Source organism: Rhizobium sp. YTUHZ045, from assembly GCF_051124255.1.
Taxonomy (GTDB): Bacteria; Pseudomonadota; Alphaproteobacteria; order Rhizobiales; family Rhizobiaceae; genus Rhizobium.
On sequence record NZ_CP101434.1, the window covers coordinates 134812 to 158243 of the forward strand.

Annotated in this window: 18 protein-coding genes and 1 riboswitch; of the genes, 3 read left to right on the top strand and 15 right to left on the bottom strand. The window is 62.1% G+C overall.

The window, feature by feature from the left end; genetic code table 11:
* Positions 1–34 precede the first annotated feature (34 nt).
* Entirely contained in the window at positions 35–334 is a 300-nt protein-coding gene (locus NMA58_RS27760; RefSeq protein WP_183704582.1) for a hypothetical protein, read from the bottom strand.
* A 233-nt stretch (positions 335–567) separates the two neighbouring features.
* On the opposite strand from NMA58_RS27760, the gene NMA58_RS27765 reads away from it, so the two are divergent.
* The gene (locus NMA58_RS27765) at positions 568–2685 is read left to right on the top strand and encodes a carboxy terminal-processing peptidase (protein ID WP_434714743.1); all 2118 of its coding nucleotides are present in this window, start codon (positions 568–570) and stop codon (positions 2683–2685) included.
* Positions 2686–2870: 185 nt separating this feature from the next.
* Here the strand turns inward: NMA58_RS27765 and NMA58_RS27770 are convergent, their stop codons facing one another.
* The 7 genes from NMA58_RS27770 to NMA58_RS27800 form a co-directional block, all read right to left on the bottom strand.
* Positions 2871–3224, bottom strand: a complete 354-nt coding sequence (locus NMA58_RS27770) for a cupin domain-containing protein (protein ID WP_085780951.1) — start codon at positions 3222–3224, stop codon at positions 2871–2873.
* Positions 3217–3885 carry a cysteine hydrolase family protein gene (locus tag NMA58_RS27775; RefSeq protein WP_183704587.1) on the bottom strand — a complete coding sequence of 223 codons (669 nt, stop codon included), beginning with the start codon at positions 3883–3885 and terminating at the stop codon, positions 3217–3219. The genes NMA58_RS27770 and NMA58_RS27775 overlap by 8 nt, the downstream gene beginning before the upstream one ends.
* Positions 3885–5435 carry an ABC transporter ATP-binding protein gene (locus NMA58_RS27780; protein ID WP_434714746.1) on the bottom strand — a complete coding sequence of 517 codons (1551 nt, stop codon included), beginning with the start codon at positions 5433–5435 and terminating at the stop codon, positions 3885–3887. The genes NMA58_RS27775 and NMA58_RS27780 overlap by 1 nt, the downstream gene beginning before the upstream one ends.
* The gene (gene biuH / locus NMA58_RS27785; protein WP_088682443.1) at positions 5432–6133 is read right to left on the bottom strand and encodes a biuret amidohydrolase; all 702 of its coding nucleotides are present in this window, start codon (positions 6131–6133) and stop codon (positions 5432–5434) included. Before biuH ends, NMA58_RS27780 begins: the two co-directional genes overlap by 4 nt.
* A gap of 106 nt (positions 6134–6239) precedes the next feature.
* Positions 6240–7166, bottom strand: a complete 927-nt coding sequence (locus NMA58_RS27790; protein WP_221139141.1) for an ABC transporter permease — start codon at positions 7164–7166, stop codon at positions 6240–6242.
* Complete coding sequence (locus tag NMA58_RS27795) at positions 7166–8296, bottom strand: ABC transporter permease (protein WP_434714747.1); 1131 nt, start codon at positions 8294–8296, stop codon at positions 7166–7168. The genes NMA58_RS27790 and NMA58_RS27795 overlap by 1 nt, the downstream gene beginning before the upstream one ends.
* A 21-nt stretch (positions 8297–8317) precedes the next feature.
* Entirely contained in the window at positions 8318–9445 is a 1128-nt protein-coding gene (locus NMA58_RS27800) for a BMP family ABC transporter substrate-binding protein (RefSeq protein ID WP_434714749.1), read from the bottom strand.
* Between the two features lie 338 nt (positions 9446–9783).
* On the opposite strand from NMA58_RS27800, the gene NMA58_RS27805 reads away from it, so the two are divergent.
* A complete protein-coding gene (locus tag NMA58_RS27805) occupies positions 9784–10476 on the top strand; it encodes a GntR family transcriptional regulator (RefSeq protein WP_434714750.1) in 693 nt (230 codons plus the stop codon).
* Positions 10477–10725: 249 nt separating this feature from the next.
* Here the strand turns inward: NMA58_RS27805 and atzF are convergent, their stop codons facing one another.
* From atzF to NMA58_RS27840, 7 genes are read right to left on the bottom strand one after another with little or no spacing between them, the layout of a single operon-like run.
* Positions 10726–12537: an allophanate hydrolase gene (gene atzF, locus NMA58_RS27810; protein ID WP_434714751.1), complete on the bottom strand. Its 1812-nt coding sequence runs from the start codon at positions 12535–12537 to the stop codon at positions 10726–10728.
* A gap of 3 nt (positions 12538–12540) precedes the next feature.
* A complete protein-coding gene (gene uca, locus NMA58_RS27815; protein WP_434714753.1) occupies positions 12541–16080 on the bottom strand; it encodes an urea carboxylase in 3540 nt (1179 codons plus the stop codon).
* 2 nt (positions 16081–16082) lie between these two features.
* Positions 16083–16733 (bottom strand): urea amidolyase associated protein UAAP2, encoded by a 651-nt coding sequence (locus NMA58_RS27820; RefSeq protein WP_085780962.1) that lies wholly within the window; start codon positions 16731–16733, stop codon positions 16083–16085.
* 10 nt (positions 16734–16743) lie between these two features.
* Complete coding sequence (locus NMA58_RS27825; RefSeq protein ID WP_434714755.1) at positions 16744–17565, bottom strand: urea amidolyase associated protein UAAP1; 822 nt, start codon at positions 17563–17565, stop codon at positions 16744–16746.
* Positions 17562–18386, bottom strand: coding sequence for an ABC transporter ATP-binding protein (locus NMA58_RS27830; protein ID WP_434714756.1), 825 nt, complete (start codon positions 18384–18386; stop codon positions 17562–17564). The genes NMA58_RS27825 and NMA58_RS27830 overlap by 4 nt, the downstream gene beginning before the upstream one ends.
* Positions 18383–19201: an ABC transporter permease gene (locus NMA58_RS27835; RefSeq protein ID WP_434714757.1), complete on the bottom strand. Its 819-nt coding sequence runs from the start codon at positions 19199–19201 to the stop codon at positions 18383–18385. Before NMA58_RS27835 ends, NMA58_RS27830 begins: the two co-directional genes overlap by 4 nt.
* A 58-nt stretch (positions 19202–19259) precedes the next feature.
* Positions 19260–20333: a putative urea ABC transporter substrate-binding protein gene (locus NMA58_RS27840; protein WP_434714759.1), complete on the bottom strand. Its 1074-nt coding sequence runs from the start codon at positions 20331–20333 to the stop codon at positions 19260–19262.
* Positions 20334–20407: 74 nt separating this feature from the next.
* A riboswitch (guanidine-I (ykkC/yxkD leader) is annotated at positions 20408–20519 on the bottom strand.
* Between the two features lie 320 nt (positions 20520–20839).
* On the opposite strand from NMA58_RS27840, the gene NMA58_RS27845 reads away from it, so the two are divergent.
* Positions 20840–23428, top strand: a complete 2589-nt coding sequence (locus tag NMA58_RS27845) for a caspase family protein (RefSeq protein WP_434714761.1) — start codon at positions 20840–20842, stop codon at positions 23426–23428.
* The last annotated feature ends 4 nt before the right edge of the window (positions 23429–23432 follow it).

Genomic DNA, 23432 nt, shown 5'->3' on the forward strand with positions numbered 1-23432 from the left:
CGCCGACCCCGGGAAACAGGGCCGGCGCGAGGCTTCAAATCCCCGATCCGTCGAGCTGCTCGTCGTCGTCGCCTTCCCAGGGCGAGGGCATCGAGGCGCGATTGGCCGAGGGCATCGGCATCCAGCACTTCAACTCCGGCTCGGCATATTCGATGATGTGCCCGGGCGAAGAATCCGAAGCGCGCCAGCCTTCTCCGCCGAACTGATCGCCATGCGACCAGTAGGCGAGGTCGACTTCCGCCGGCCCCTGTTCGGATGCTCGGATCGTCACCAGGATGCGGCTGCCGTCTCTCGGTGCGCTTGCCATCTGGCGCCAGCGGTCTTGCTCGTCCATCATGTTCCTCCTGCCTTGCTGCTGCTCAACTGTCGCCTCGCCGCCGAAAGCGGTCAACCCAAACTTTGCGAGCGCCCGTGGGTGCGATTTGTGCCCGCCACCGCAATACTCGTCGCCGGATCGTTTTTTCTGGCTTCGTGGGCCAACAATTCTCCCCTGCTTGCCAAAAAACCACAATTGCCTCACTTAGTTCATACATCCACCCTCGGCATTAAGAATTGGATCAAGACTGAATGCGCATAGCCTATGTTTTTCTCGGTGCATTTCTTGCACTCGCCCCGTCCGCCTATGCCGAGGTCGCAGCGCCACCCGTCTTGAAGCCGCTGACGCGGCAGGCCCAGGCGGCTGAATTGAGCGCGCAATTTCTGTCGCGATACAGCTACAAGCCGGTTCCGCTCGACGATGCTCTCTCGGCGAGGGTGATGGATCAGTTCATCAAGTCGCTTGATCCCGACCGCATGCTCTTCCTGCAGGCCGACATCGACAAGTTCATGGCTGACCGCAACGAGATCGACGACGCCATCGAACGGCAGGACCTGAAGATCCCCTTTGCCATCTTCAACGCCTATGAACGGCGCGTCGTCGACCGCATGACCTATGCGCGCAGCCTCCTCAAGCAGGGCTTCGACTTCAGCGGCAAGGAAGATTATGCAGTGCTGCGCGACAAGGCGCCCTGGCCGCAGTCGGAAGCCGAAAGCAACGATCTCTGGCGCAAGCGCGTCAAGAACGATTGGCTGCGGTTGAAGCTCGGCGGCAAGGACGATGCGGCCATTCGCGAGACGCTCGACAAACGCTATGAGAACACGCTCGAGCGCGCTTACAAGTTCAAGAGCGACGACGTCTTCCAGTCCTTCATGGACGCCTATTCGAATTCGATCGACCCGCACACGGATTATTTCGGTGCGACTGCTTCGGCCGATTTCAACGTCTCGATGAAGCTGTCGCTGTTCGGCATCGGCGCGGTTCTGCAGGAGCGGGACGATTATACGACGATCCGCGAACTCGTGCCCGGGGGGCCGGCGCAGCTCTCCGGCAAGCTCGCCGTCGGCGACCGCATCACCGGCGTCGGCCAGGGCAAGGACGGGCCGATCAAGGAAGTGGTGGGCACCCGTCTCGATGAGGTCGTGCAGATGATCCGCGGCAAGAAAGGCTCGGTGGTGCGGCTCGACATCCTGCCGGCCGATGCCGGCGCCGACGGCGTGCATCGCGTCGTCAGCCTGGTGCGCGACAAGATCAGCCTCGACAAGCAGGCCGCCAGGAAGACCGTGCTGTCGGTGAAGGCGGGCGAGACCACGCGCAAGATCGGCATCATCACCCTGCCGGTCTTTTATGAGGATTTTGAAGCCAAGAACAAGGGCGACAAGGATTACAAGAGCGCCAGCCGCGATGTCGCCAAGCTTCTCGGCGAACTGAGCGAGGAAAAGGTCGACGGCGTTCTCATCGATCTTCGCAACAATGGCGGCGGTTCGCTTGATGAGGCGATCGATCTCACCGGCCTCTTCATCGGCAAGGGCGCGGTCGTTCAGCAGCGCGCCGGCAACGGCAAGATCGAGGTCAAGAGCGCCGACCTGACAACGCCTGCCTGGACGGGCCCATTGGGCGTTCTGATCAACCGCGGCTCGGCTTCGGCTTCGGAGATTTTTGCCGCGGCAATCCAGGATTACGGCCGCGGCGTGATCATCGGCGAGCCCAGTTTCGGCAAGGGCACGGTTCAGACGGTCGTCGATCTCGACCAGGTGGTCCACAACAGCAAACCCGAATTCGGCGAGCTGAAGGTGACGATCGCCCAGTTTTTCCGGATCAACGGCGGCACGACGCAGCTGCGCGGCGTTACCCCCGATATCAGCCTGCCGGGGCTGTCGGATCTGGCGAACTTCGGCGAGACCAGTTATGACAATGCCCTGCCATGGGCGGAGATCAAGCCGGCGAAATATGCGCCGGAAGGTGATGTTACGGCATTGCTGCCGGCTTTGCAGAGCCGCCATGAAGCGCGGATCAAGGGCGATCAGGATTTCCAGCGTCTGCTGCAGGACATCGCCGATCTGAAGGCGCAGCGCGAGAAGGGCGTCGTTTCCCTGAACGAAGCCGAACGCCGCAAGGAAGCGGCCGCCCGGGAAGCACGGTTCAAGGCGCGCGCCGAAGCCGGCGATGGCGACGATCTTGCCGGCGACGACGGCCTGCAGGCGGATGAGCGCAGCCTCAGCGCCGATATCGCCATGGAAAATGCCCGCAAGAAGGCGAAGGACGTCCTGCTCGACGAGGCCGCCGCCATTGTCGGGGACGAGGCGGATTTGCGGGGCGGCGCTGTAGAGGCAGCCACGAAGCCGTCGGGAAAGGCGGAGCAGAAATAGGCGGCGCCGATAAACTGCACTATGTCGTTTGGAATGCCCTAACCGGTGATGGTGCGAGATGTCCGTTTAACGACAGTTCGAATCTGCTCAACTGCAAGTCATTCTAAGGGGGCTGGAACTGGAAGCGGAAGTTTTGTCAACTCCATTGATCTGCCAATCCCGGCCGCGCGGTGGTATCGTTTGCTTCATACTGTTTTCTCTTCCAGTATTCTGACGGGCCGGTCCCACTGGATGAGGACGACGCAGCCGGTTTCGCTCCAGACCGAGTGCTCGGTGCCGGGCCCGTTGACAATGTAGCTGCCGCGGCCGTAATCGCCCGCTTCATCCGATTGCACGCCGTCGAGCACGAGAATGGTTTCGAGCCCCTCGTGCCGGTGGCGGGGAACGCCGGCGCCGGCTTCATATTTCAGCAGCGCTACTCCTGGCTGATCACCCTCAAAGGGTCGGATCCAGTGGATCGTCACCTGATCGCGGAAGGGGCCGAACTCGAGATCCTTCCAGCCACCCGAGGTCAGCAATTCGCGGGTTGTTTCAGGCATGGGCGATGCTTTCCAATATGGCGTCGACATGAGCCGTCCAGCCGACGATTGCACCCTGGGCGCGGATCATGGCGATGGCTGCGGCCTTGAACTCCGGAAAATAGCTTTCCGTGGCCTCCTCGGCGAGCAGGCATTCATAGCCGCGGTCGTTGGCCTCACGCATGGTGGTCTGCACGCAGACTTCGGTCGTCACGCCTGCGAAAACCAGCTGTTTGATACCTTTCTGCTGCAGCACTTCGCCGAGCTCGGTCGCATAGAAGGCGCCCTTGCCCGGTTTTTCGATGACGACCTCGCCTTTGACCGGAGCAAGTTCCGGCAGAATTGCGGTGCCGGGCTCGCCGGAGATCAGGATGCGGCCCATGGGGCCTTCGTCGCCGATCCTGAGTGTCGGATTGCCGCGGTCGCGTTTCGCCGGCGGCAGATCCGAAAGATCGGGCCGATGGCATTCCATCGTGTGAATGACCGGCAGCCCGGCATAACGAAAGCCCTGGATGAGTCGTTTGACATCGGGCACGATCCTGGTGATGCGGCTGACATCATTGCCGAGGCTGGCGCCGAAGCCGCCGGGCTCGGCGAAATCACGCTGCATGTCGATGACGATCAGGGCGAGCTGGTCGTGCTTCACCGGAAAGGCGAAGGGTTCTGCCTTGATCTCCGCCATCAGTGATGCCCCGCCATATGGGCGCCGATCACGCCGATGTCGGCTGAGCGGGCCGGCGTTTCGTAGACCAGCCTACCTTCGGAAATCACCATGATGCGATCGGACATCTCCAGCAGCTCGTCGAGGTCCTCGGAGAGCAGCAACACGGCAGCGCCAGCATTCCGCGCTTTCATGATGCGGGCGCGGATTTCGGCGACGGCCGAGAAATCCAGGCCGAAGCACGGGTTCGAGACGATGAGCAGATCCACCTTGCCGGTGAGTTCACGGGCAAGCACGGCGCGCTGCACATTGCCGCCGGAAAGTGCCGCGATCGGCGAGGCAGACGAGGCTGTCTTCACCTTGAAATCGAAAATCAGCGCCGCGGCGCGCTTCCTCATCTTGCCCTTGTTCAGCCAGATCGCGTCCTTTCCATCTGCCTTGAGGTCAAACGTTCGAAAGGCGAGATTTTCGCTGACCGTCATGCGCGGCGCACAGGCATTCTGCAGCGGCTCCTCGGGAATAAAACGGACATTGTTCTTGCGCGTCTCGGGCCGTGTCGCGCGGTAGGCGTCGCCGTTGACGATAACGCGGCCGGTCTCCGTTGGGCGCTGGCCGGCGAGGATTTCGGTCAATTCCTTCTGGCCATTTCCTGATATCCCGGCGATGCCGACGATCTCGCCGGCGTGAACCATGAGCTCATCGATTTCGATGGTCTTGAGACCCGAGCGGTCAGGCGCCTTGACCTGCTCGACCTTGAGGACCGGCTTGACGCTCTGCGGGGTGGGAACGCGGCTGTCGAGCTCGGCGAGCTTGACGTCGCCGATCATCATCGTCGCCATCTCGGCCGTGGAGACTTCCCCGACTTTTCCAGAGCCGACAAGCTTGCCGCGCCGCAGAATCGATACGGCATTGGCAAACTTCGTCACCTCATGGAACTTGTGGGAGATCATCAGCACGGTCAGTTCGCCGCGCTCCGTCATCCCGCGCACGAGGCCGAGTATCTCGTCGGCTTCTGCGGGCGTCAGCACCGAGGTCGGCTCGTCGAGGACCAGAAAGGAGCGGCCGAGATAGAGCTGCTTGACGATCTCGAGCTTCTGTTTCTCGCCGGCGGCCAGTTCGCTGACCGGGCGATCCAGCGGAATCTGAAAGGGCATGCGCTCCATGAAGGCGGCGAGATCCTTCCGCTCCTTCGTCCAGTTGATGACAGCAGGGACTTCGGCGCGGCTGATGACGAGGTTTTCGGCACCCGTCAGCGACGGGACCAGCGTGAAGTGCTGATAGACCATGCCGAGGCCATAGGTCGCCGCGTCCCTGGGCGATGCGATCGCCACTTCGCGGCCATCGATGGAGAGCGAGCCCGCTGTCGCGTGATAGAAACCCATGATGCATTTGACGAGCGTCGACTTGCCGGCGCCGTTCTCGCCGAGCAGCGCATGGAAACTACCGGCTGGCACCTTGATCGAGACATGGTCAAGCGCGGTGAAGCTGCCGAAGCGCATTGTCATGTCTATCGTATCGATGCTGACGGCCTTGCCGGCCTGCGGGAGTGGCGTGTCGCGGATCGTGCTCATGGCAGCTGGCTCACGAGCGTTGCGGAATTGGAGACGGAGCCGAAGACGCCGCCCTGCATCTTCACCATCTTGATGGCAGCGAGATGATTGCCGTAATCGGTCGCGCCGCAGCAGTCTTCCAGCAGCAGGCATTCGAAGCCGCGGTCGTTCGCCTCGCGCATCGTGGTTGAAACGCAGACGTCGGTGGTGATCCCGGTGAGGATGATGTTCTCGATGCGCTTCTGGTTGAGGATCAGCTCCAGGTCGGTGGCGCAAAACGAGCCCTTGCCGGGCTTATCGATGATCGTCTCGCCTTCGATCGGGTAGAGTTCAGGAATGATGTCCCAGCCGGGTTCGCCGCGTGTGAGGATGCGTCCGCACGGGCCAGGATCGCCGATGCCTGCGCCAATGCGCTGTGAACGCCAGCGCTTGTTGGCCGGCAGGTCGGCGAGATCGGGGCGATGACCCTCGCGGGTGTGGATGATGTGATAGCCCTTGGCGCGCATGGCGGCCAGCACGCGCTTGATCGGTTCGATCGGCGCCTGAACCAGCGACAGATCGTAACCCATGTGATCGACATAACCGCCCTTGCCGCAGAAATCGGTCTGCATGTCGATGATGATGAGGGCCGTATTGTCCGGGCGCAGGGCGCCGTTATAGGGCCAGGGATAGGGATCGGCGTCGATATAATGTCCTTTGGTCTCGACCATGGCGTCCATCGTCTTCTTCTCCTATTCACCCGCAGGTTTGAATGTTTTGCTGCCGCGGTTCGACCGTTTCGATCCGTTCAATGCGCCGCAGTTGTGGACATCAGCTGCTCCCGCCTCACTTCGTCAGCGAGAGCGCCCCCGGCGCACCGGCAAGCGAACGTGTCGGTGAGGAGGTCGCGATCATGATGACGAGGGTGAGCACGTAGGGCGCGGCATAGAAGAGATAATAGCCCTGGGTAACGCCGATCGATTGCAACGCCGGCCCGAGCGCACCGGCGCCGCCGAATAGCAGCGCGGCGAGGAAGCAGCCGATCGGGTTCCAGCGGGCGAAGATGACGAGTGCGACGGCCATCAGGCCTTGGCCTGAAGAAATGCCCTCGTTCCACGATCCGGGATAATAGAGCGATAGGTAGGCGCCGCCGATCGCCGCCAGCGACCCGCCGACGGCAGTGGCCAGCAGGCGCACCCGATCCGGATTGATGCCCATGGCGCGCGCCGCATCCGTGCTGTCACCGACGACGCGCAGGATGAGCCCCAGCCGCGTATTCCGGAAGGCCCACCAGAGGGTGAAGGCCAGCAAGGCCCCCAGGATGAAGAGAACATTGATGTTCAGCGCTGCCTGGATCTGCGGCAGGCTCGACCAGAAACCGAAGGGAATCGACGGCAGATGCGGCGCTGCAGGCTGAATGAAGGACTTGCCGAGGAAGAAGGCGAGGCCCAAGCCGAACTGCATCATGGCGATGCCGATCGCGATGTCGTTCACCTTCGGCCATTTGCAGATCCAGCCGTGAACGAGACCGAAGATGGCGCCGGTCGCCATGGCGGCGAGCACGCCGAGCCAGGGCGAGTTGGTCATGACGGCCACCGCGTAGGCCGTCATCGCACCGAAGACGAGCGTCCCTTCCAGACCGAGATTGATGCGGCCGGACCTCTCGGTGATCGTCTCGCCGAGGCTGACGAAGATGAAGGGGGTGGATACGCGGATGGCGCCCGCCAGGATCGCGAGCGGCACGCCCCAGATGCCGATGCCCGTCTCTTCCATCAGAGGCTCCTTTTCCAGAGGTCGGGATTGAAGATCTTGAAGCGCCCGTAGAAGGTCTCGCAGAAGAGGATGATGATGAAGAGCGTACCCTGCAGCACCAGCACGGTGGCATCGGGCAGGCCCATGCGGCGCTGGATGAGGCCGCCGGAAGCATCGATGCCCCCGAGCAGGATGGCGACCGGGATGATCGCCAGCGGATTGTGGCGGGCGAGGAAGGCGACGAGGATGCCGGTATAGCCATAACCCGCGGCGAGCGAGGCATTGGCGCTCCCCTGGACGGCCACGACCTCGATCATGCCGGCAAGACCTGCGAAGCTGCCGGCGATCGCGGAAAAGCCTGCGATCAGCCTGCCGACCGGCAGACCTTGGATCTGGGCGGCGCGCACATTGCCGCCGGCGATGCGTGCCGCAAAACCGAAGCTCGTCACCTCGATCAATATCCAGGAGAGGATGCAGGCGAGCATGCCGATCACGAGGCCCCAATGCACATCCATGCCGGGAATGTTGCCGAGCATGTATTCGGGCGGCAGCGGCTTGGTCGAGGGCTTGTTGAGACTGGCCGGATCGCGTAGCGGCCCCTCGACGAACTGGTTCATCAGGGCAATGGCGATATAGGAGAGCAGCAGCGAAGAAATGGTTTCGTTGACGCCGCGGTAATGGCGCAGGAAGCCGGCAAAGCCGATCCAGATGCCGCCGACGACCATGGCGGCAATCGCCATCAGAACAAGAGCGGGAAACGCGGGGGCCGCGCCGACGAGCGGCATGGCCATGGCTGCGGCGGCAACGCCGCCCAGCACGACCGCTCCTTCCCCGCCGATGATGACGAGGCCGAGGCGGGCGGGCAGGGCGACGCAGAGTGCCGTCAGGAGAAGGGGTGCGGCACGGCTTAAGCTGTTCTGCACCGAAAACCAGCTGCCGAAGCCGCCGGTATACATGAGCTGGAAGAGCATGGCCGGCGATTTGCCGATCGCCAGGATGAAGAGGGAGAAGAGCCCGAGCCCGATCAGGATGGCCGCAAGGCCGATGACCACAGGTTCGGCCCTGCGTGCGATCCATTCGAGCACGGGGCGCAGCGCGGCTGGGTTGTCGGAAGCGACTGATATTGCGGGATCATTGGCCTGAACGGTCATGGCGCTTCTCCCTCACGCGGTTTACGCCGTGGATCCGACGACGCCCTCGACCAGATAGTTCATGCTTTCGAGCTCGATCGCGTCTTCGGCGTAGCTCTTGTCGGCCGCGACGACGGTGTTGCCCTTGTTATCCTTCAGCGGCCCCTTGAAGACCGAGAAGCCGCCCTTCATCATTTCGGCATGCGTCGCCTCGAATGCCTTGCGGCCCGCTTCGGAAACGCCGGGGCCGAGCGCGCTCATCTTGACGAAACCGTCCTTCAGGCCGCCACGCACGAAATTGCCGAGCTTTTCGCCGGCCTGCGCCTTCTTGACGAAGTCGCCATAGACATTGCCCCAGGCCCATTCAGCGCCCGTGAGGTATTTCTCCGGCGCAAGAGGGCTCTGATTGGCGTGATAGCCGCAGACGAAGGCGCCGCGGCCGGCGGCGGTTTCCACGACCACCTTTGGACTGTCGACATGGCAGGTGATGACGTCCGCGCCCTGATCGACCAGCGCGTTGGTGGCTTCCGCCTCCTTGACCGCAAGCGACCATTCGCCGGTGAAAATCACCTGGCAGGTAATGGTCGGATCGACTGCGCGTGCGCCGAGCAGGAAGGCATTAATGTTCTGCAGCACCTGTGGGATCGGCTTGGCCGCGATGAAGCCGATCTTCTTGCTCTTCGTCGCATGGCCGGCAGCGATGCCATTCAGATACTGGCCCTGGAAAATATAACCGAAATAGGAGCCGGTATTGGCGGGGTGCTTGCCCTCCTGCCATAGCCCGCCGCAATGGCGGAACTGGATGTCCGGATGTTTGGCGGCCATGGCCAGCATATGCGGATCGAAATAGCCGAAGGAGGTCGGGAAGAGCAGGGTGGCGCCATCGAGATTGATCATCGATTCCATCGTCTTCTGAACGTCCACCGTCTCGGGCACGTTCTCTTCCTCGACGACGGTGACGCCGGGCACCGCCTTGACGGCGGCAGCACCCTCTGCATGCGCCTGGTTGTAGCCATAGTCATCCTTGGGACCGACATAGACGAAGCCGACGGTAAGGGCCGTCTGCGCGAGCGCGCGGGAGGAGAGGAGACCGGGCGCCGCGCCGACGAGAGTGGCGGCGGCGGAAGCCTGAAGAAAATGACGTCGTTTCATGGAAAGGAGTCTGGTCATCGGAATGCTCCCCTGACGGCAGTTTTGCCGTTTTCGATTGGTTACAGAAAAGTGTATGCAATGGTCATGCCAGATTTTATTATATTGATTTCACGAGTGAAATTGTCACGCCTGCGGCCGATATCCAAGAAGTGCATGCAATTTCATCTTGAGATTAGATGAAAAAATATGCATAGCCTATAAAATCGTCCGAAATCTCGGTCGCTGGGTTGGAAGTGTTGGGAATCCGATGGTGCAGAATACATTTTTGCTAGATACATCAATCATATATACTGATGTTTGACTTTGCCAGCTTGAGCGGGCATGTGTATGCAATCATAAAAATGTAGAATCATTCCTTGAAGCAAATCAGGCGCAGAGAAATCATCAGAGCGGGGACGACCGTCGAGCAGATGGTGCGGGCGATCGCGGACATGATCGTGACCGGACAGATGCTGCCGGGCGAGAAGCTTGATGAGGTCTCGCTGGCTGCTCGTTTCGAAGTGTCGCGCACACCGGTGCGCGAGGCGCTCCGTGAACTCGGGGCGATGGGGCTTGTCGACCGGGAGCCGAACCGCAGCGCCGTCGTCACCACCGTGACCGAAACCTATCTGCATTCGATGTTCGAGGCGATGGCGGAACTCGAAGCGATCTGCGCCAGGCTCTCGGCCGAGCGTATGACAGTCGACGAGCGGCGCACGTTGGAGTTGGAGCATAAGGCCACAATGAGGCTCGTGCATGCCGGCGCGGAAGAGGAGTATTCGGCGCATAACACGGAATTCCACACCCGCCTTTATCGCGGGGCGCATAATGATCACATCTTTGAGATGGTGACGCAGACACGGGCACGGCTCGCCCCATTTCGGCGGGCGCAGTTTCGGCTGCCCGGTCGCTTGGCAAGGTCCTACGAGGAACACGGTCGGATCGTGATGGCCGTCATGCGAGCGGATGGCATCGCTGCCGCACAGGCAGCTTATTCCCACGTTGTGATGGTCAGCGATGCGAGCGCGGTGTTTGCAACAACCGGAGAGCCGAGCGCGCGAGGCACCTGAAATCTTGCAGGTCATCTGCGACAAGGGGACAGCGATGGCCGCCGCAACTGCAGCGGCTGGCCTTTGTCCATAACTCAGCGAACTTCTTGTTCGCGATCGCCCTCAGGCGTCGAAGCAAAAATTATAGCAAATGCGATATTGTCTCGGCCCTGACTTGTCATGAAATCCTGCGGTGGCCGAACCGCCTTGAAGCACTTCGTGCCTCAAGGCCCGCAAGTATCGCCAGCAGGATTTTTTTGAGACGATGCTTCATGCTTTTTTCATTTGCTCTGAGACGTAGGCGCGCCAGCCCCCCAATTCCGTAATTTCGCGCGCGCCTTCGATGGCATGAGCCTCGCAGAGAAAACCGGGAATCTGGGAACCGTCATCGAGCGTTACCTTGCCGATGCCGAGCGGGGCCGGGATGTTCTGGACAAAGCGCCCGAAAGCCTCCGGAGTGACTTTCCACACCTCGACTTCGAGACCCTTGCCGTCAAAACCGGGTTCACGGATCAGGCCTGGCTTCGGCGGGAGGGTACCCGGCAGAACGAAGAGGCGGTAATCCGGTGCAGTACGGCAGGATTTGATGCGCCTGCCGCCCGGTCGCGTCAATTCGTGGTTGAGAGGCATGCCGCTCAGATGCGCCCCGACGACGACAATTGGCACCAAGCCGTCATCTTCCGACGGCACGCGGATCGCCTCGGGGATTGCCGAGAGGCGGTCCTTGCCCATGCCGGCGTTCGCGGCACGGTGCATGGCATCGGCGAAGGGGCCGAGAGCGTCATCGGTAAAGGCCGGACCAATCAGAGTCACGCCGGCCGGGAGATGACCGTCGGCGTCGAAGCCGGCTGGAACGGCGATCGCGGCGCAGCCGAGAAGATTGGCGAAGTTGGTGTACCGGCCGAAATGGCCGTTTTTCACAATCGGATCCGCCATCATCTCGTCGACCGTGTAGGTGGTCGGCGAGGTCGGCAGCATCAGGATATCAGCCTTTTCCCATTCCTTCACGGTCTTCTGACGCAGCGCCTCGAGCTTGTATCTGCCTTCGAAGGCGGCGACGGCGTCATAGGCTTTCGCGCCCTCGATAATGGTGCGAACCGTCGGATCGAAGTCCGGGCCATTCGTGGCCAGAAAATCCTTCACCGCCGCCAGCCGCTCGGCGACCCAGGGACCGTTGTAGAGCAGCTCTGCTGCCTGCCGAAATGGTGCATAGTCGAAGGGAACGATGGTGGCACCGAGCGCGCGCGCCCTTTCGATCGCGGCGTCATAGAGAGCTTCGACTTGCCTGTTGCCGAAGAATTCCCGCTCGGCTCCGTCGAGCACACCGATCCGCAGACCGGAGGCTGGCAGGCTGGCCGGAACCGCCTTGCGCGAGAAGGGATCGGCGGCATCGTAACCTTCCATCACCTTGCGGATCGCGACGCCGTCGCCGACCGTCGGGGCAAAGATGGTGACGACATCGACGCTGCGGCAGGCCGGCACGACCCCGACATTTGGCACCAGCCCCGGAGTCGGTTTGATGCCGACGAGATTGTTGAAAGCCGCCGGCACGCGACCGGAGCCGGCCGTGTCAGTGCCAAGCGCGAAGCTTGCCAGGCCCGAGGCGACGGCAACCGCCGAGCCGGAACTCGAGCCGCCCGACACATAGTTCTTGTCGAAGACCGAGCGTGGGGCTCCGTAGGGCGAGCGCGTGCCGTTAAGACCGGTGGCGAACTGGTCGAGATTGGTCTTGCCGATGACGATCGCGCCTGCAGCCCGCAGCCTCGCGACGACGGTTGCGTCCGTCTCCGGCCGGTAGGAAAAGGCAGGGCAGGCGGCTGTCGTCGGCAGTCCCGCCACGTCGATATTGTCTTTCACCGCGAAGGGAATGCCCCAAAGCGGCAGGCTGTTGGGATCAGGCGCCCGTTCCATCAGAGCTCGTGCCTCGGCCCGCAAGGCTTCATCAGGCGCCGGCGTGATGAAGATAGCGGGATCCGTCGCGTCATTGCGACGGGCAATGACGATCTCGATAATATCGAGCGGGCTTTTGCCTGCCTCATAGGCTGCGCGAAGGCTGGTCAGATCAAGAATGGTCGGCAGCATGGGTCAGCACTCCTCCAGAACAACAATGATATCGCCCGCTTTGACGTTTCGTCCGGGCCCGGCGCGCAGATCGCGGACACGGCCTGGCGCATGTGCGGTGACGTTGATTTCCATTTTCATGGATTCGATGATGGCAAGCGTGTCGCCGGCCGCAACCGGTGCGCCCGGCTCGACCAGCAGTTTCCAGATATTGCCGGGCACGGCGCTTGCAACGCCGAAGCAGCCTTGGGGAATGTCCCCATCCGGGCTTTCGCCGGTGCCTTCGTCGGTAACGAAGCTGTCGAGACCCGCCTCCTTCCACCGCTGGCGTTCGGCGTCGAAGGCGGCCTGCTGGCGTGCCTTGAAGGTCGCGATCGAGGCGGCATTCGCCTGCAATTCCTGCTCATAGGCGGCGTAGGAAAATTCCGTCTCCTCGATCTTGACGGGATAACCGCCATGCGGAAAGGCGCTGCGGGCTTCCGCCAATTCCTGATGGGTGACCGGGAAGAAACGGATCTGATCGAAAAAGTCGAGCAGCCACGGCTTGCCCTTGGCAAAGACCGGCGTCTGGCGCCAGGTATTCCAAACTTGGATGGTGCGCCCGAAGAGTTGGTAGCCGCCGGGTCCTTCCATGCCGTAGATGCACATATAGGCCCCGCCGATGCCGACGGCATTTTCAGGCGTCCAGGTGCGGGCGGGATTGTACTTCGTCGTTACCAGCCGATGGCGCGGATCGACCGGGGTCGCCACCGGTGCGCCGAGATAGACGTCGCCGAGGCCGAGCACGAGGTAGCTCGCATCGAAGACGACGTCGCGCACGGCCTGTTCGTCTGCCAGCCCGTTGATGCGGCGGATGAACTCGATGTTGTCAGGGCACCAAGGCGCATTCGGCCGCACGAGTTCCTGATATTTGCGCATCGCAAGTTCCGCGTCCGGGTCGTTCCAGGAAAGCGGCAGATGCACGATGCGGCTCGGCACGGTGACGTCCTGGGCCGCCGGCAGGCTCGCTTCGATTTCGGCCAGCAGGCCGAGCAGGCGATTGCGGGTCACCGTCGTGCCGTCATAATGGATCTGCAGCGAGCGAATGCCGGGCGTGAGATCGACGATGCCGGGCAGACGGGCCTGCGAGACGGCCTGCATGAGCAGATGCACCCTCAGCCGCAGGGCGATATCGAGCGTCATCGGCCCGTATTCGACCAACAGGTTGTCATCGCCCTGGCGGCGATAAACGACGGAAACGGGCCCGCTGTCACGTTTACCAACGATAGGCGAACCGGCATCCTGTTTCGCCCGATGCACCGCCGGACCGGCGATGGGATCTTCGGACCGGGCGACGGGATGAAAGCGGATGCGATCACCCGGCTTGAACTGGCCCATCTTCCATTGTTCGTCTCGGGCGATGACCGCCGGGCAGACGAAGCCGCCGAGGCTCGGGCCGTCAGGCCCCAGAATGATCGGCATGTCGCCGGTGAAATCGATCGCCCCGATTGCATAGGCATTGTCATGCAGGTTGGAGGGATGGAGGCCAGCCTCGCCGCCATCGCTGCGCGCCCATTTCGGTGCGGGGCCGATCAGGCGCACGCCGGTGCGGGCGCTGTTGAAATGCACCTCGTAACTCGTCGAAAACAGCGTCTCGATATCGCCGTCCTGGAAGAAATCGGGCGCGCCATGCGGACCATAGACGATGCCGACGTCCCATTCGCTCGTCAATTCCGCAGGCTCTGTTGCCGGCTTAGGCGCCTCGGTGGCCGCCTGGCGGGCAAGATGTAGCACATGCCCGGTTTTCAGCGTGCCGGTGGCATTGCCGCCGAACTGGCCGAGACCGAAAGTGGCACGCGAGCCGAGCACGACGGGGGCGGCAAAGCCGCCTCCTACGGCAAGGTAAGCCCGCTGCCCCGGTCCATCGATGCTGCCGATTGCGAGGACCTGGCCGGCGCGGATGGTCACCGCCTTGCCATGCGGCAGATTCACGCCGTCGATGCTCATCGCCATCCTGGCGCCGGCAAGGGCAACCGTCGTATCGGTATGGAATTTCAGCATCGGGCCGGAAACCGTCAGCTCCAGGGCTGCGACCTTGTCGCCATTGCCGACGAGACGGTTGGCGTGGCGGAAGGAACGCTCATCCATCGGACCGCTCGGCGGCACGCCGACATGCCAGAGGCCAAGCCGGCCCGGCAGTTCCTGAATGCTCGATTGCGCGCCCGGCGCAATCACCTCGATGACATCGGGGACGAAGGAAAAATCACGTAGCGCCGTCGTCGCCACCTTGCCGCTCGCCAGAAGCTCGGAGCTGGCGATGGCCCTGAGATAGTCGAGATTGGTTTCGATGCCCGATATCGATGTTTCGCCAAGTGCCGCCTTCAGCTTTTCGATCGCCGCCGTTCGGTCCTCGGCTGACACGATCACCTTGGCGAGCATCGGATCGTAGAAGGGCGTGACCTCCGTGCCGGTCTCGATCCAGCCGTCGATGCGCCCATCTTGCGGGAAGGACACCTCCGTCAGCAGGCCGGCGCTCGGGCGGAAATCTGCATGCGGCATCTCGGCATAGACACGCACTTCAATCGCCGCTCCCTTCGGCTGCGGGGCCTCGGCGCCCGAGAGCACGTCCTCGCCGGCCGCCTGACGGATCATCCATTCGACGAGATCGATGCCGAACACAGCTTCGGTGACGGGATGTTCGACCTGCAGGCGGGTGTTGACCTCAAGGAAGTAGAATTCATCGCGCTGGGGATCGTAGATGAATTCCACGGTGCCGGCGGACTCGTAGGAGACCACGGCACCAAGATCGACGGCCGACTTATGCAGGCGGGCGCGGGTCGCGGCCGAAAGTCCGGGGGCCGGGGTCTCCTCGACCACCTTCTGGTTCCGCCGCTGCAGCGAGCAATCGCGCTCGCCGAGCGCGATGACCTTGCCTTGGCCGTTGCCGAAGATCTGCACTTCGACATGCCGTGCCTCGGCCACGAAACGCTCGATATAGACGCGTGCATCGCCGAAGCTTGCCCGCGCCGTACGCTGCACGCTTTCGAAGGACGCCTTCAGGCTTTCGGCATCGGCACAGAGCTGCATGCCGATGCCGCCGCCGCCGGCCGTGCTTTTCAGCATCACGGGATAGCCGGTTTCTTCGGCCGCAGCGAGCGCTTCATCGGCGCTCGAAAGCAGGCTCGTGCCGGGCAACAGCGGCACGCCGCTCGCATTGGCGAGTTCGCGGGCCGTATGCTTCAGGCCAAAGGCAGAGAGGTGCTCGGGCCGGGGGCCGATGAAGGTGATGCCTTCGGCGGCAAGGCGCTCGGCAAAACCGATATTTTCCGACAGGAAGCCGTAGCCCGGATGCACTGCCTCGGCCCCCGTCGCCTTGCAGGCGGCAATGACGGCGTCGACATTCAAATAGCTTTCGCTGGCCGGCGCCGGCCCGAGACGGATCGCCTCATCCGCCATCATAGCGGGCTTGGCGAAGCGGTCGGCATCGGAATAGACCGCGACGGAGGCAATGCCCATCCGTCGCAGCGTCTTGATAACCCGCACGGCGATTTCGCCCCGGTTGGCGATCAGGACTTTCTTGAACATGCTCAGTCCTCGCCGTCCCAGATCAGCACCCGGATCGGCGTCGGATCGAAGCCGTTACAGGGGTTGTTGATCTGCGGGCAATTGGAGATGACGCAGAGCACGTCCATTTCCGCGACGAGTTCGACATAGTCGCCAGGCGCCGAAATACCGTCGACGATGGTCATCTCGCCATTCGGCTTGATCGGCACGTTCATGAAGAAATTGATGTTGGGCACGATGTCGCGCTTGCCCATGCCGTGTTTGCTGACCTCGAGGACGAAGTTGTCGCGGCAGGCATGCAGGTATTTCGTGCCATGGCCGAAGCGCACCGTATTGCTCTCGCAGGAACAGGCGCCGGCAGACGTGTCATGGCGGCCGCAGCTGTCAGCCGTCATGGTCAGCATAACATTGCCTTCATTCGATATGATCTTCGTGCCGATGCCGATATAGGCAGCGCCCTGCATGCGCATCGTATCCTGATTGGAATAGCGCTCGGCGAAATCGTCGGCACGATAGAAGAGCGTGTCGATCGCCTGCTGGCCAAGACTGTCCTCGATGCGGATGGTCTGGCCCTTGCGCACGACGCCAGACCATGGGGCTTCGGCCGGAATGAAATGATCCTGCACAGCATTCTGAACAGTACGGGCAGGAGAGGTCTGGATGAAATCGGACATCGTCTTCTCCTCAGGCCTGCATCAGGGCGTTGTTCTCGAAACCGCGCACGGCTTCGGCCGTTGCCGCGCGGCAAAGATCATCGGCAGCCGGGACTGCCGCCTTGTAGCGGGTGATGACGACGGGCTTCGGCTGATAGGTTGAATCGGAATCGAGCGGATGCGGGCAGGTGGAAAAGCCGACCAGCATGTCCATCTCGGCGCGCAGTTCGACGTAATCGCCGGTGTTAGAGCGCTTGCCCTGCCAGCCGAAACCACCGGCCTCGGCCAGGCGGACGGGTGCGAAGAGGTTGAGGATGCCGGGTATATCGCGCCTGTCGAGGCCGAGCTTGACGGCGATGAGGATCAGGTTGTCGCGGGTGTTGCGCGTTTTTTCGCCGGGATATTTCGCGGCGTTCGACGCCGCCGTCGAGCCGCCCATCAGGCAGTCATGGGCGCCGGAACTGTCCTCGATTATCGAGAACATGACGCGGCCCATGTCGGAAAAGATCACACGCCCTTTGCCGAGCGCCGTCGTCCACTGGATCTTGGCGGTGTCGACGAGATTGATCCGCTCGCTCGCATCCTCGGCATTCCAGGCGATGAGCGCCACGGTGGAATTGCCCTCGCCCTGGTCGATGCGGATCGCCTCGTCACGCAAGAGTTTTGTCGACCAGTACCAGCCTCCGGGGATGGTCTCCTGATGGATGATCGCGGCGGCTTCGATGGCCGGTGCCGGCAGCGGGCTTGGACCGGGCAGGGCCTTGGGCGCAAATTCCAGCCCCTTTTTCTGGTGCTCCTCGTAACGCGCGCGATTGGCGGCAATTTCTTCGGGCGAGCGTCTCACATGCATCATAGCGTCTCTCCTGATGGTGCCAGGTCGTCCCGGCTGCGCCCCAGGGAAGCGACCGGGCCGTCCCGGTCGGGGCTGAAGATCGATGGCTGCCCGGCAAGGCGCGGCGGCCAGATGGCAATATCCTTGGTGATGGTGGCGCCGTAACGCTCCTTCTCCTCCGGCCGGTCGCGGCGGCGTTCGAAGGCGACGACGCGGCTTGCGAGCGTGAAGGCCTCGCGCATGTCATGGGTAACCATGACGACGGTCATCTGCGTTTCATGCCAGAGTCGCTTCATCAGCGTGTGGATTTCGGCGCGAATACCGGGATCGAGCGCGCCGAAGGGTTCATCGAGCAGCAGCACCTTCGGCTTCATGATGAGCGCCTGGGCGAGCGCCAGGCGCTGCTGCATGCCGCCGGAAAGCTGAGCCGGATATTTGTTCTCCGAACCGGCGAGCCCGACCTCGGCAATCAACTGGCGCGCTTCTTCGATCGCATTGCGGCGTGCCGCGCCGAAAAGCTTGGCCTTGTGGCGCGCAGCGGAAAATTCCTTGCCGAGCAGCACATTGCCGAGCACCGTCAGGTGCGGAAAGACGGAATAGCGCTGGAAGACGACGCCACGGTCCGGACCGGGCTCCGGCGGCAGAGGCTCGCCGTCGAGCAGGATCTTGCCCTTTGTCGGCTGCTCCTGTCCGAGCAGCATCCGCAGGAAGGTGGTCTTGCCGCAGCCGGAGGGTCCGACAAGGGCGACGAAGGCACGCGAGGCGACGGTCAGGGACACATTTTCGAGCACGATCTGGTCGCCATATTCCTTCCAGACCCTTTCGATCTTCAACTCGCTCATGCCTGCTTCTCCAGCTCCGACCAGGGGAAGACGGCGATGCGCAGGCGATCGAGCAGGGCGTTCATGACCACGGCAAGCAGGGTAATCCAGACGACATAGGGGAAGATGATATCCATCGACAGGTAGCGGCGGACGAGGAAGATGCGGTAGCCGAGGCCTGAATCCGACGAGATCGCCTCGGCTGCGATCAGGAACAGCCAGGCCGGGCCGAGCTGCAGTCTGAGGCAGGTGATCAGCCGCGGCAGGATTTGCGGCAGCACGACACGCAGTCCGATCTGCCAGGAGGAGCCGCCGAGCGTCTCGGCCTTGACGATCTGTTCGCGCGGCAATTCCAGCGCCTTCAGCGCCAGATCGCGGATCATCGTCGGCGCGACGCCGATGACGATGAGGGCGATCTTCGACGTCTCGCCAAGTCCCATGACGATGAAGAGGATCGGCAGCAGCGCCAGCGGCGGCACCATGGAAATGACGGCGATGAAAGGAGCGAGCAGCGCCCTGAGATAGGGCAGCATGCCGATCAGCATGCCGATAACGAGCGCCACCGCAGTCGAAAGGCCGAGGCCGGAGAGCAGGCGAATGAGGCTCGCGCCCGTGTCCGACCAGAGCAGAAATTCACCGGTACGCGAGTCGGCGACGAAGGCCAGACGGTTGATCGCGTCGGCAAATCCGGCAAGGCTCGGCAGAAGCTTGTCATTGGCATTATCAGTCAGTCGCGCGGCCGAGCCGAAGGCATAGGCAAGGGCGAGCAGCACGAAGGGCAGCATCGTCAAGGCGAACTGGGCGCCCCGGCTCGGCCTCGTGTTGATCCAACGCATGGGAAATGCTCCGCTGATGAAGGGGAGGAAGCGCGGGCAGATCGCGCCCCCGTTGCGATCAGAGCGAACCGTCGGCGGCGGCCTTCATATAGGCCTCGGTGAAGCGCAGCTTCACGTTGCCAGCATCGCCCAGCACCTTGCCATCAGGCATTTCGATGCCGATAACGTCGGCGGATGGCGCGCCATTGCCGAGCAGTCCCTTCTCGAAGAGGAAGTTGCGCACCAGATCCATGGTCTTCGGCAGATTGGGCGAAGCGGTGAAGGCAACGGCATCGGCCGGCTTGTCGAAGAGCTTGGTGGCGGCAAGCTGGGCTTCGAAGCCGGCGAGATCGGTGCCCGACGCCGAGCCCATGGCCTCGCGGGCGGCCTTGCCTTCGGTGCTGTCTGCCCGCAGCAGAGCTGCCGTCTCATACCAGATGCCGGCAAGCGCCTTACCGAAGTTCGGATTGTCTTTCAGCACGCTGCTATTGGCGACCATCAAGTCGATGATTTCGCCCGGCACTTGCGAGCTGTCGAAAACCTTCTTGGCCGAGGGATCTTCGAGGATGGTGGAAACCAGCGGATTCCAGGTGACGACGGCTGTGACATCAGGTGTCTTGTAGGCGGCGACCATGTCGGCATCCGATGTGTTGACGACCTTCACGTCGCGCTCCGCCAGCTTGATGCTTTCGAGCGCGCGGGCGAGCAGATAGTGCGAGACCGAGAACTCGACGAGGTTGACGTTCTGGCCCTTGATATCGGCAAGGCTCGACTTGTCCTTCAGGATCACGGCGTCATTGCCGTTCGAAAAGTCGCCGACGATCACGGCTGTCGTATCGACGCCACCGGCGGCCGGGATCGACAGGCCATCCATGTTGGTCAGCGTCACGGCATCGAAGGCGCCGGCCGTGTACTGGTTCATCGATTCCACATAGTCGTTGAACTGGGTGACCTCGATCTTGATGCCGTATTTGTCGGCCCATTTCTTGACGATGCCGTGGTCGGCCGCGTAGCCCCAGGGCATCCAGCCGACATAGATGGACCAGGCCACCTTGAATTCGCTCTTCTGTTCTGCCTCTGCGACGGAAGCAGGCCCAAGCATCAGCGATACCGCCAGCGCTGTGGTCGAAACAATCTTCGAAAAAGTCTGCATTGAAATTCCCCTTCTGCTTTTCTTCAAAAGGGATCGGCAAAGACCATCGTGCCACCAATCCCTTGGCTTACGAGGTCTCCCGGGCTTTTGTCCCGCCGTGCACCCGGCGGGATTTCTCCTCCGCCGGTGGTGGCTCTCGGACCAGCCGCGCTTCAGAAAAGCGCCGGAACCCTAGCCACCAACTCAGCGCATTCTCTGCAAGAGGTGTGCCAGCTTATAACCCTTTGATTTTTCTAGCGCCCGTTCCTTGGTTGCCTGTTACTGTGTACACTTTGCGGCATTTGCTAAATTTTTGAGCAGTGATCAGCGAAGCATCCGATCGACCTCGTCCTTTCGATTGACCGGCACATTCGCGCCCGCACGTGGCTACGGACCCTTAACGATACATTTGTTGGAAGCCCTCCAATTGCCTTGGAAGTAACCAAACTTGCTTTTTTACAGTCGCAGGAATACTTTTATTCGGTCGGTCAATAAATCATCCAACCAGTACTATCTGCGGTGGAGCTATGCCCGAGTTTCACGGAAAGAACCGCTTTGCGGCTATACTGCTGATCTTCCTGACAGCATTGATCTTTCTCGGGTTTGAACAACCCGCTGCCGCCGCATCCGGTGATCAGGATGGCCGGCGGGTCGCATTAATCGTCGGCAACTCCGTTTATAAGACGCTGCCCTCATTGCCCAATCCCGCAAACGATGTCCAGGAAGTTGCAAACACTCTGCGCAGGGCCGGGTTCGACGTGACGATCGGCATCAATGTCGATCGCATCGGGCTTGAAAACACGGTGCGCAGCTTCCTGCGCTCGACCCATAATGCGGAGGCCGGTCTCATCTATTATTCCGGCCACGGCATCCAGGTCGGCGGCCAGAATTTCATCGTGCCGGTCGATGCCACGCTGGAAACGCCCTATGACGTCGAGACGCAGACCATGCCGCTCGACCTCATCCTGAATCATCTCAAGCAGAATTCGCGCGTGCAGCTGATCTTTCTCGATGCTTGCCGCAACAACCCGTTCAATACGCAGAAATTCTGGATGGCGGAAAAGCTGGAACCGGTCGGCGCGACGCGCGGTCTAGCCCGCATCGACAGCGATCTCGGCAGCCTGATTGCCTTCTCGACGGAGCCGGGCCAGGTGGCGCTCGACGGCGAGGGGGCGCTCAGCCCCTATTCCGAATCCTTCATCAAGCGCGCCAGCGAGCCGAACAAGGAAATCCGCCAGGTCCTGACCGATGTGCGCCGCGACGTGATCGCCATGACCAATGGCAAGCAGGTCCCTTGGGAAAATTCCTCGCTGATGGACAGCTTTTATTTCATCCCGGCCCCGCCGCCGCCGAGCGTCGAACCGATGCAGCAGGTGAGCGTGCCGGAGGGGGCGGCCGCGACCAAGCTGCCGATCGCCCCGCCGCATGACGAAACCGGCTCGGCGCTGCTCGTTACGCTGAACCAGCTTCCCCAGACCGGCAAGCTCATTTTCGACGGCAAGCCGGTGGAGCAGGGCGCCAAGATGCCGGCCGCGGCGCTGACGGCGCTGAGCTATGATTCATCGGGCGTTGCCGCCGGAACGGTCGGCCTGATCGGCTATACGGTCAGCGATCCCTATGGCCAGGCGACGCAGGGCGTCGTCGCCATCACCGTCTCGGCCGATGCCGGCGCCAAGCTCGCCCAACTCGAACAGGAGAAGCAGGCGCGGCTTGCCGATGCCGGCGCCTATCTGAAATCGCTGCCGCGCGACGTCGACACGACGATCGGCGTCGGTCCCGTCGAAGCCCGTCTGCCTGAAGTACCGGCATCGGCCGCGGAGATGACCTTCAAGGTCGCGGCCCTGCCCGACAAGGGGACACTGCGTGCCGGCGACCGGGTGATCGGCCCCGGCCACGTGCTTGAAGCCGCCGATATTCCGGCACTTTCCTACGAGCCACAGATCGGCACCGAAAACCAGCCTTTCGCCCTGACGCTGCAGGCCGCCAATGACGACCTGCCGGCCGCCACCGTCACCTTCAAACCGACGCTCGACGCCTGCGATAGCGCAGCCGCCGCCCCCCTCGATCTGCAGGGCGTGACCGCGGGCAAGCTGCCGAACGAAATCGATCCGGCCGTCGCGCTACCTGCCTGCGATGATGCGGTGAAGGCCTATCCCGGGATTGCCCGCTTCGTCTATCAGCTCGGCCGCGCCCAGCTTGCCAACCGCGACGCCAAGACGGCCTTTGCGACGATCAAGAAGGCGATGGATGCCGGCCATATCAGGGCGATTTCCGAACTCGCTTCGCTCTATCTCGTCGGAGCCTCCGTCCCGGCAAATCTCGGCAAATCGAGCGAGATCGCCGCGATCGGCGCGAAGAAGGGGGATCCCTACGCGCTCTATGCCTATGGCAAAAGCTTGTTTTATGGACGCGGTGTGAAAGCCGACACCGAGGAAGGCCTGAAGCTTATGCTCCAGGCAGCCGACCTCGGCCACACCTATGCAATGAACGAACTGGGCTACATCTTCTCGAACGGCGTCAACGTCCCAGCCGATATGGAACGCGGCATTCGCTTTTACGAGTCAGGTCTCAAGAGAGACGACATCTATTCGATGAACAGCCTCGGGATGATCTATCGCGCCGGCAAAGGCGTGCCGCAGGACCTCGAGAAGGCGCTGGAGCTTTTCAAAAAGGCAGCGGATGGCGGCCAGCCTTATGCGCCGCGCAACATCGGCATTATGTACAGAGACGGGTTGGGGGTACCTAAGGACGAGGCTGCAGCCCTCTCCTGGCTGGAAATGGGCGCCGAGCGCGGCGATTATTGGAGCGCGTTCGAACGGGCCAAAATGGCCAAGGCCGACGGTTCGGATGCCGACAGCCTGGTGACCGCCGCTCACTACTTCGCTCTTGCAAGCGCGCTCAACCGCCCCGGAACCGGCGATCCTAAAAAGCAGTCCGACAAGGAGCTCGCATCCTTGGCGGAGCCTGCCAAAAAGAAGGCCGCAGAAGCGTTTTCGGCCGAATTGACTGCACAGGAACTGAAGGCTCTGCCGAAGACGAAGTCGCTGAACGAGAAGCTGACGCTTCTTGCGAAGGCGACCTGGGCAAAGCGAAATCCGCGATATGATCTTTTTTAAACGG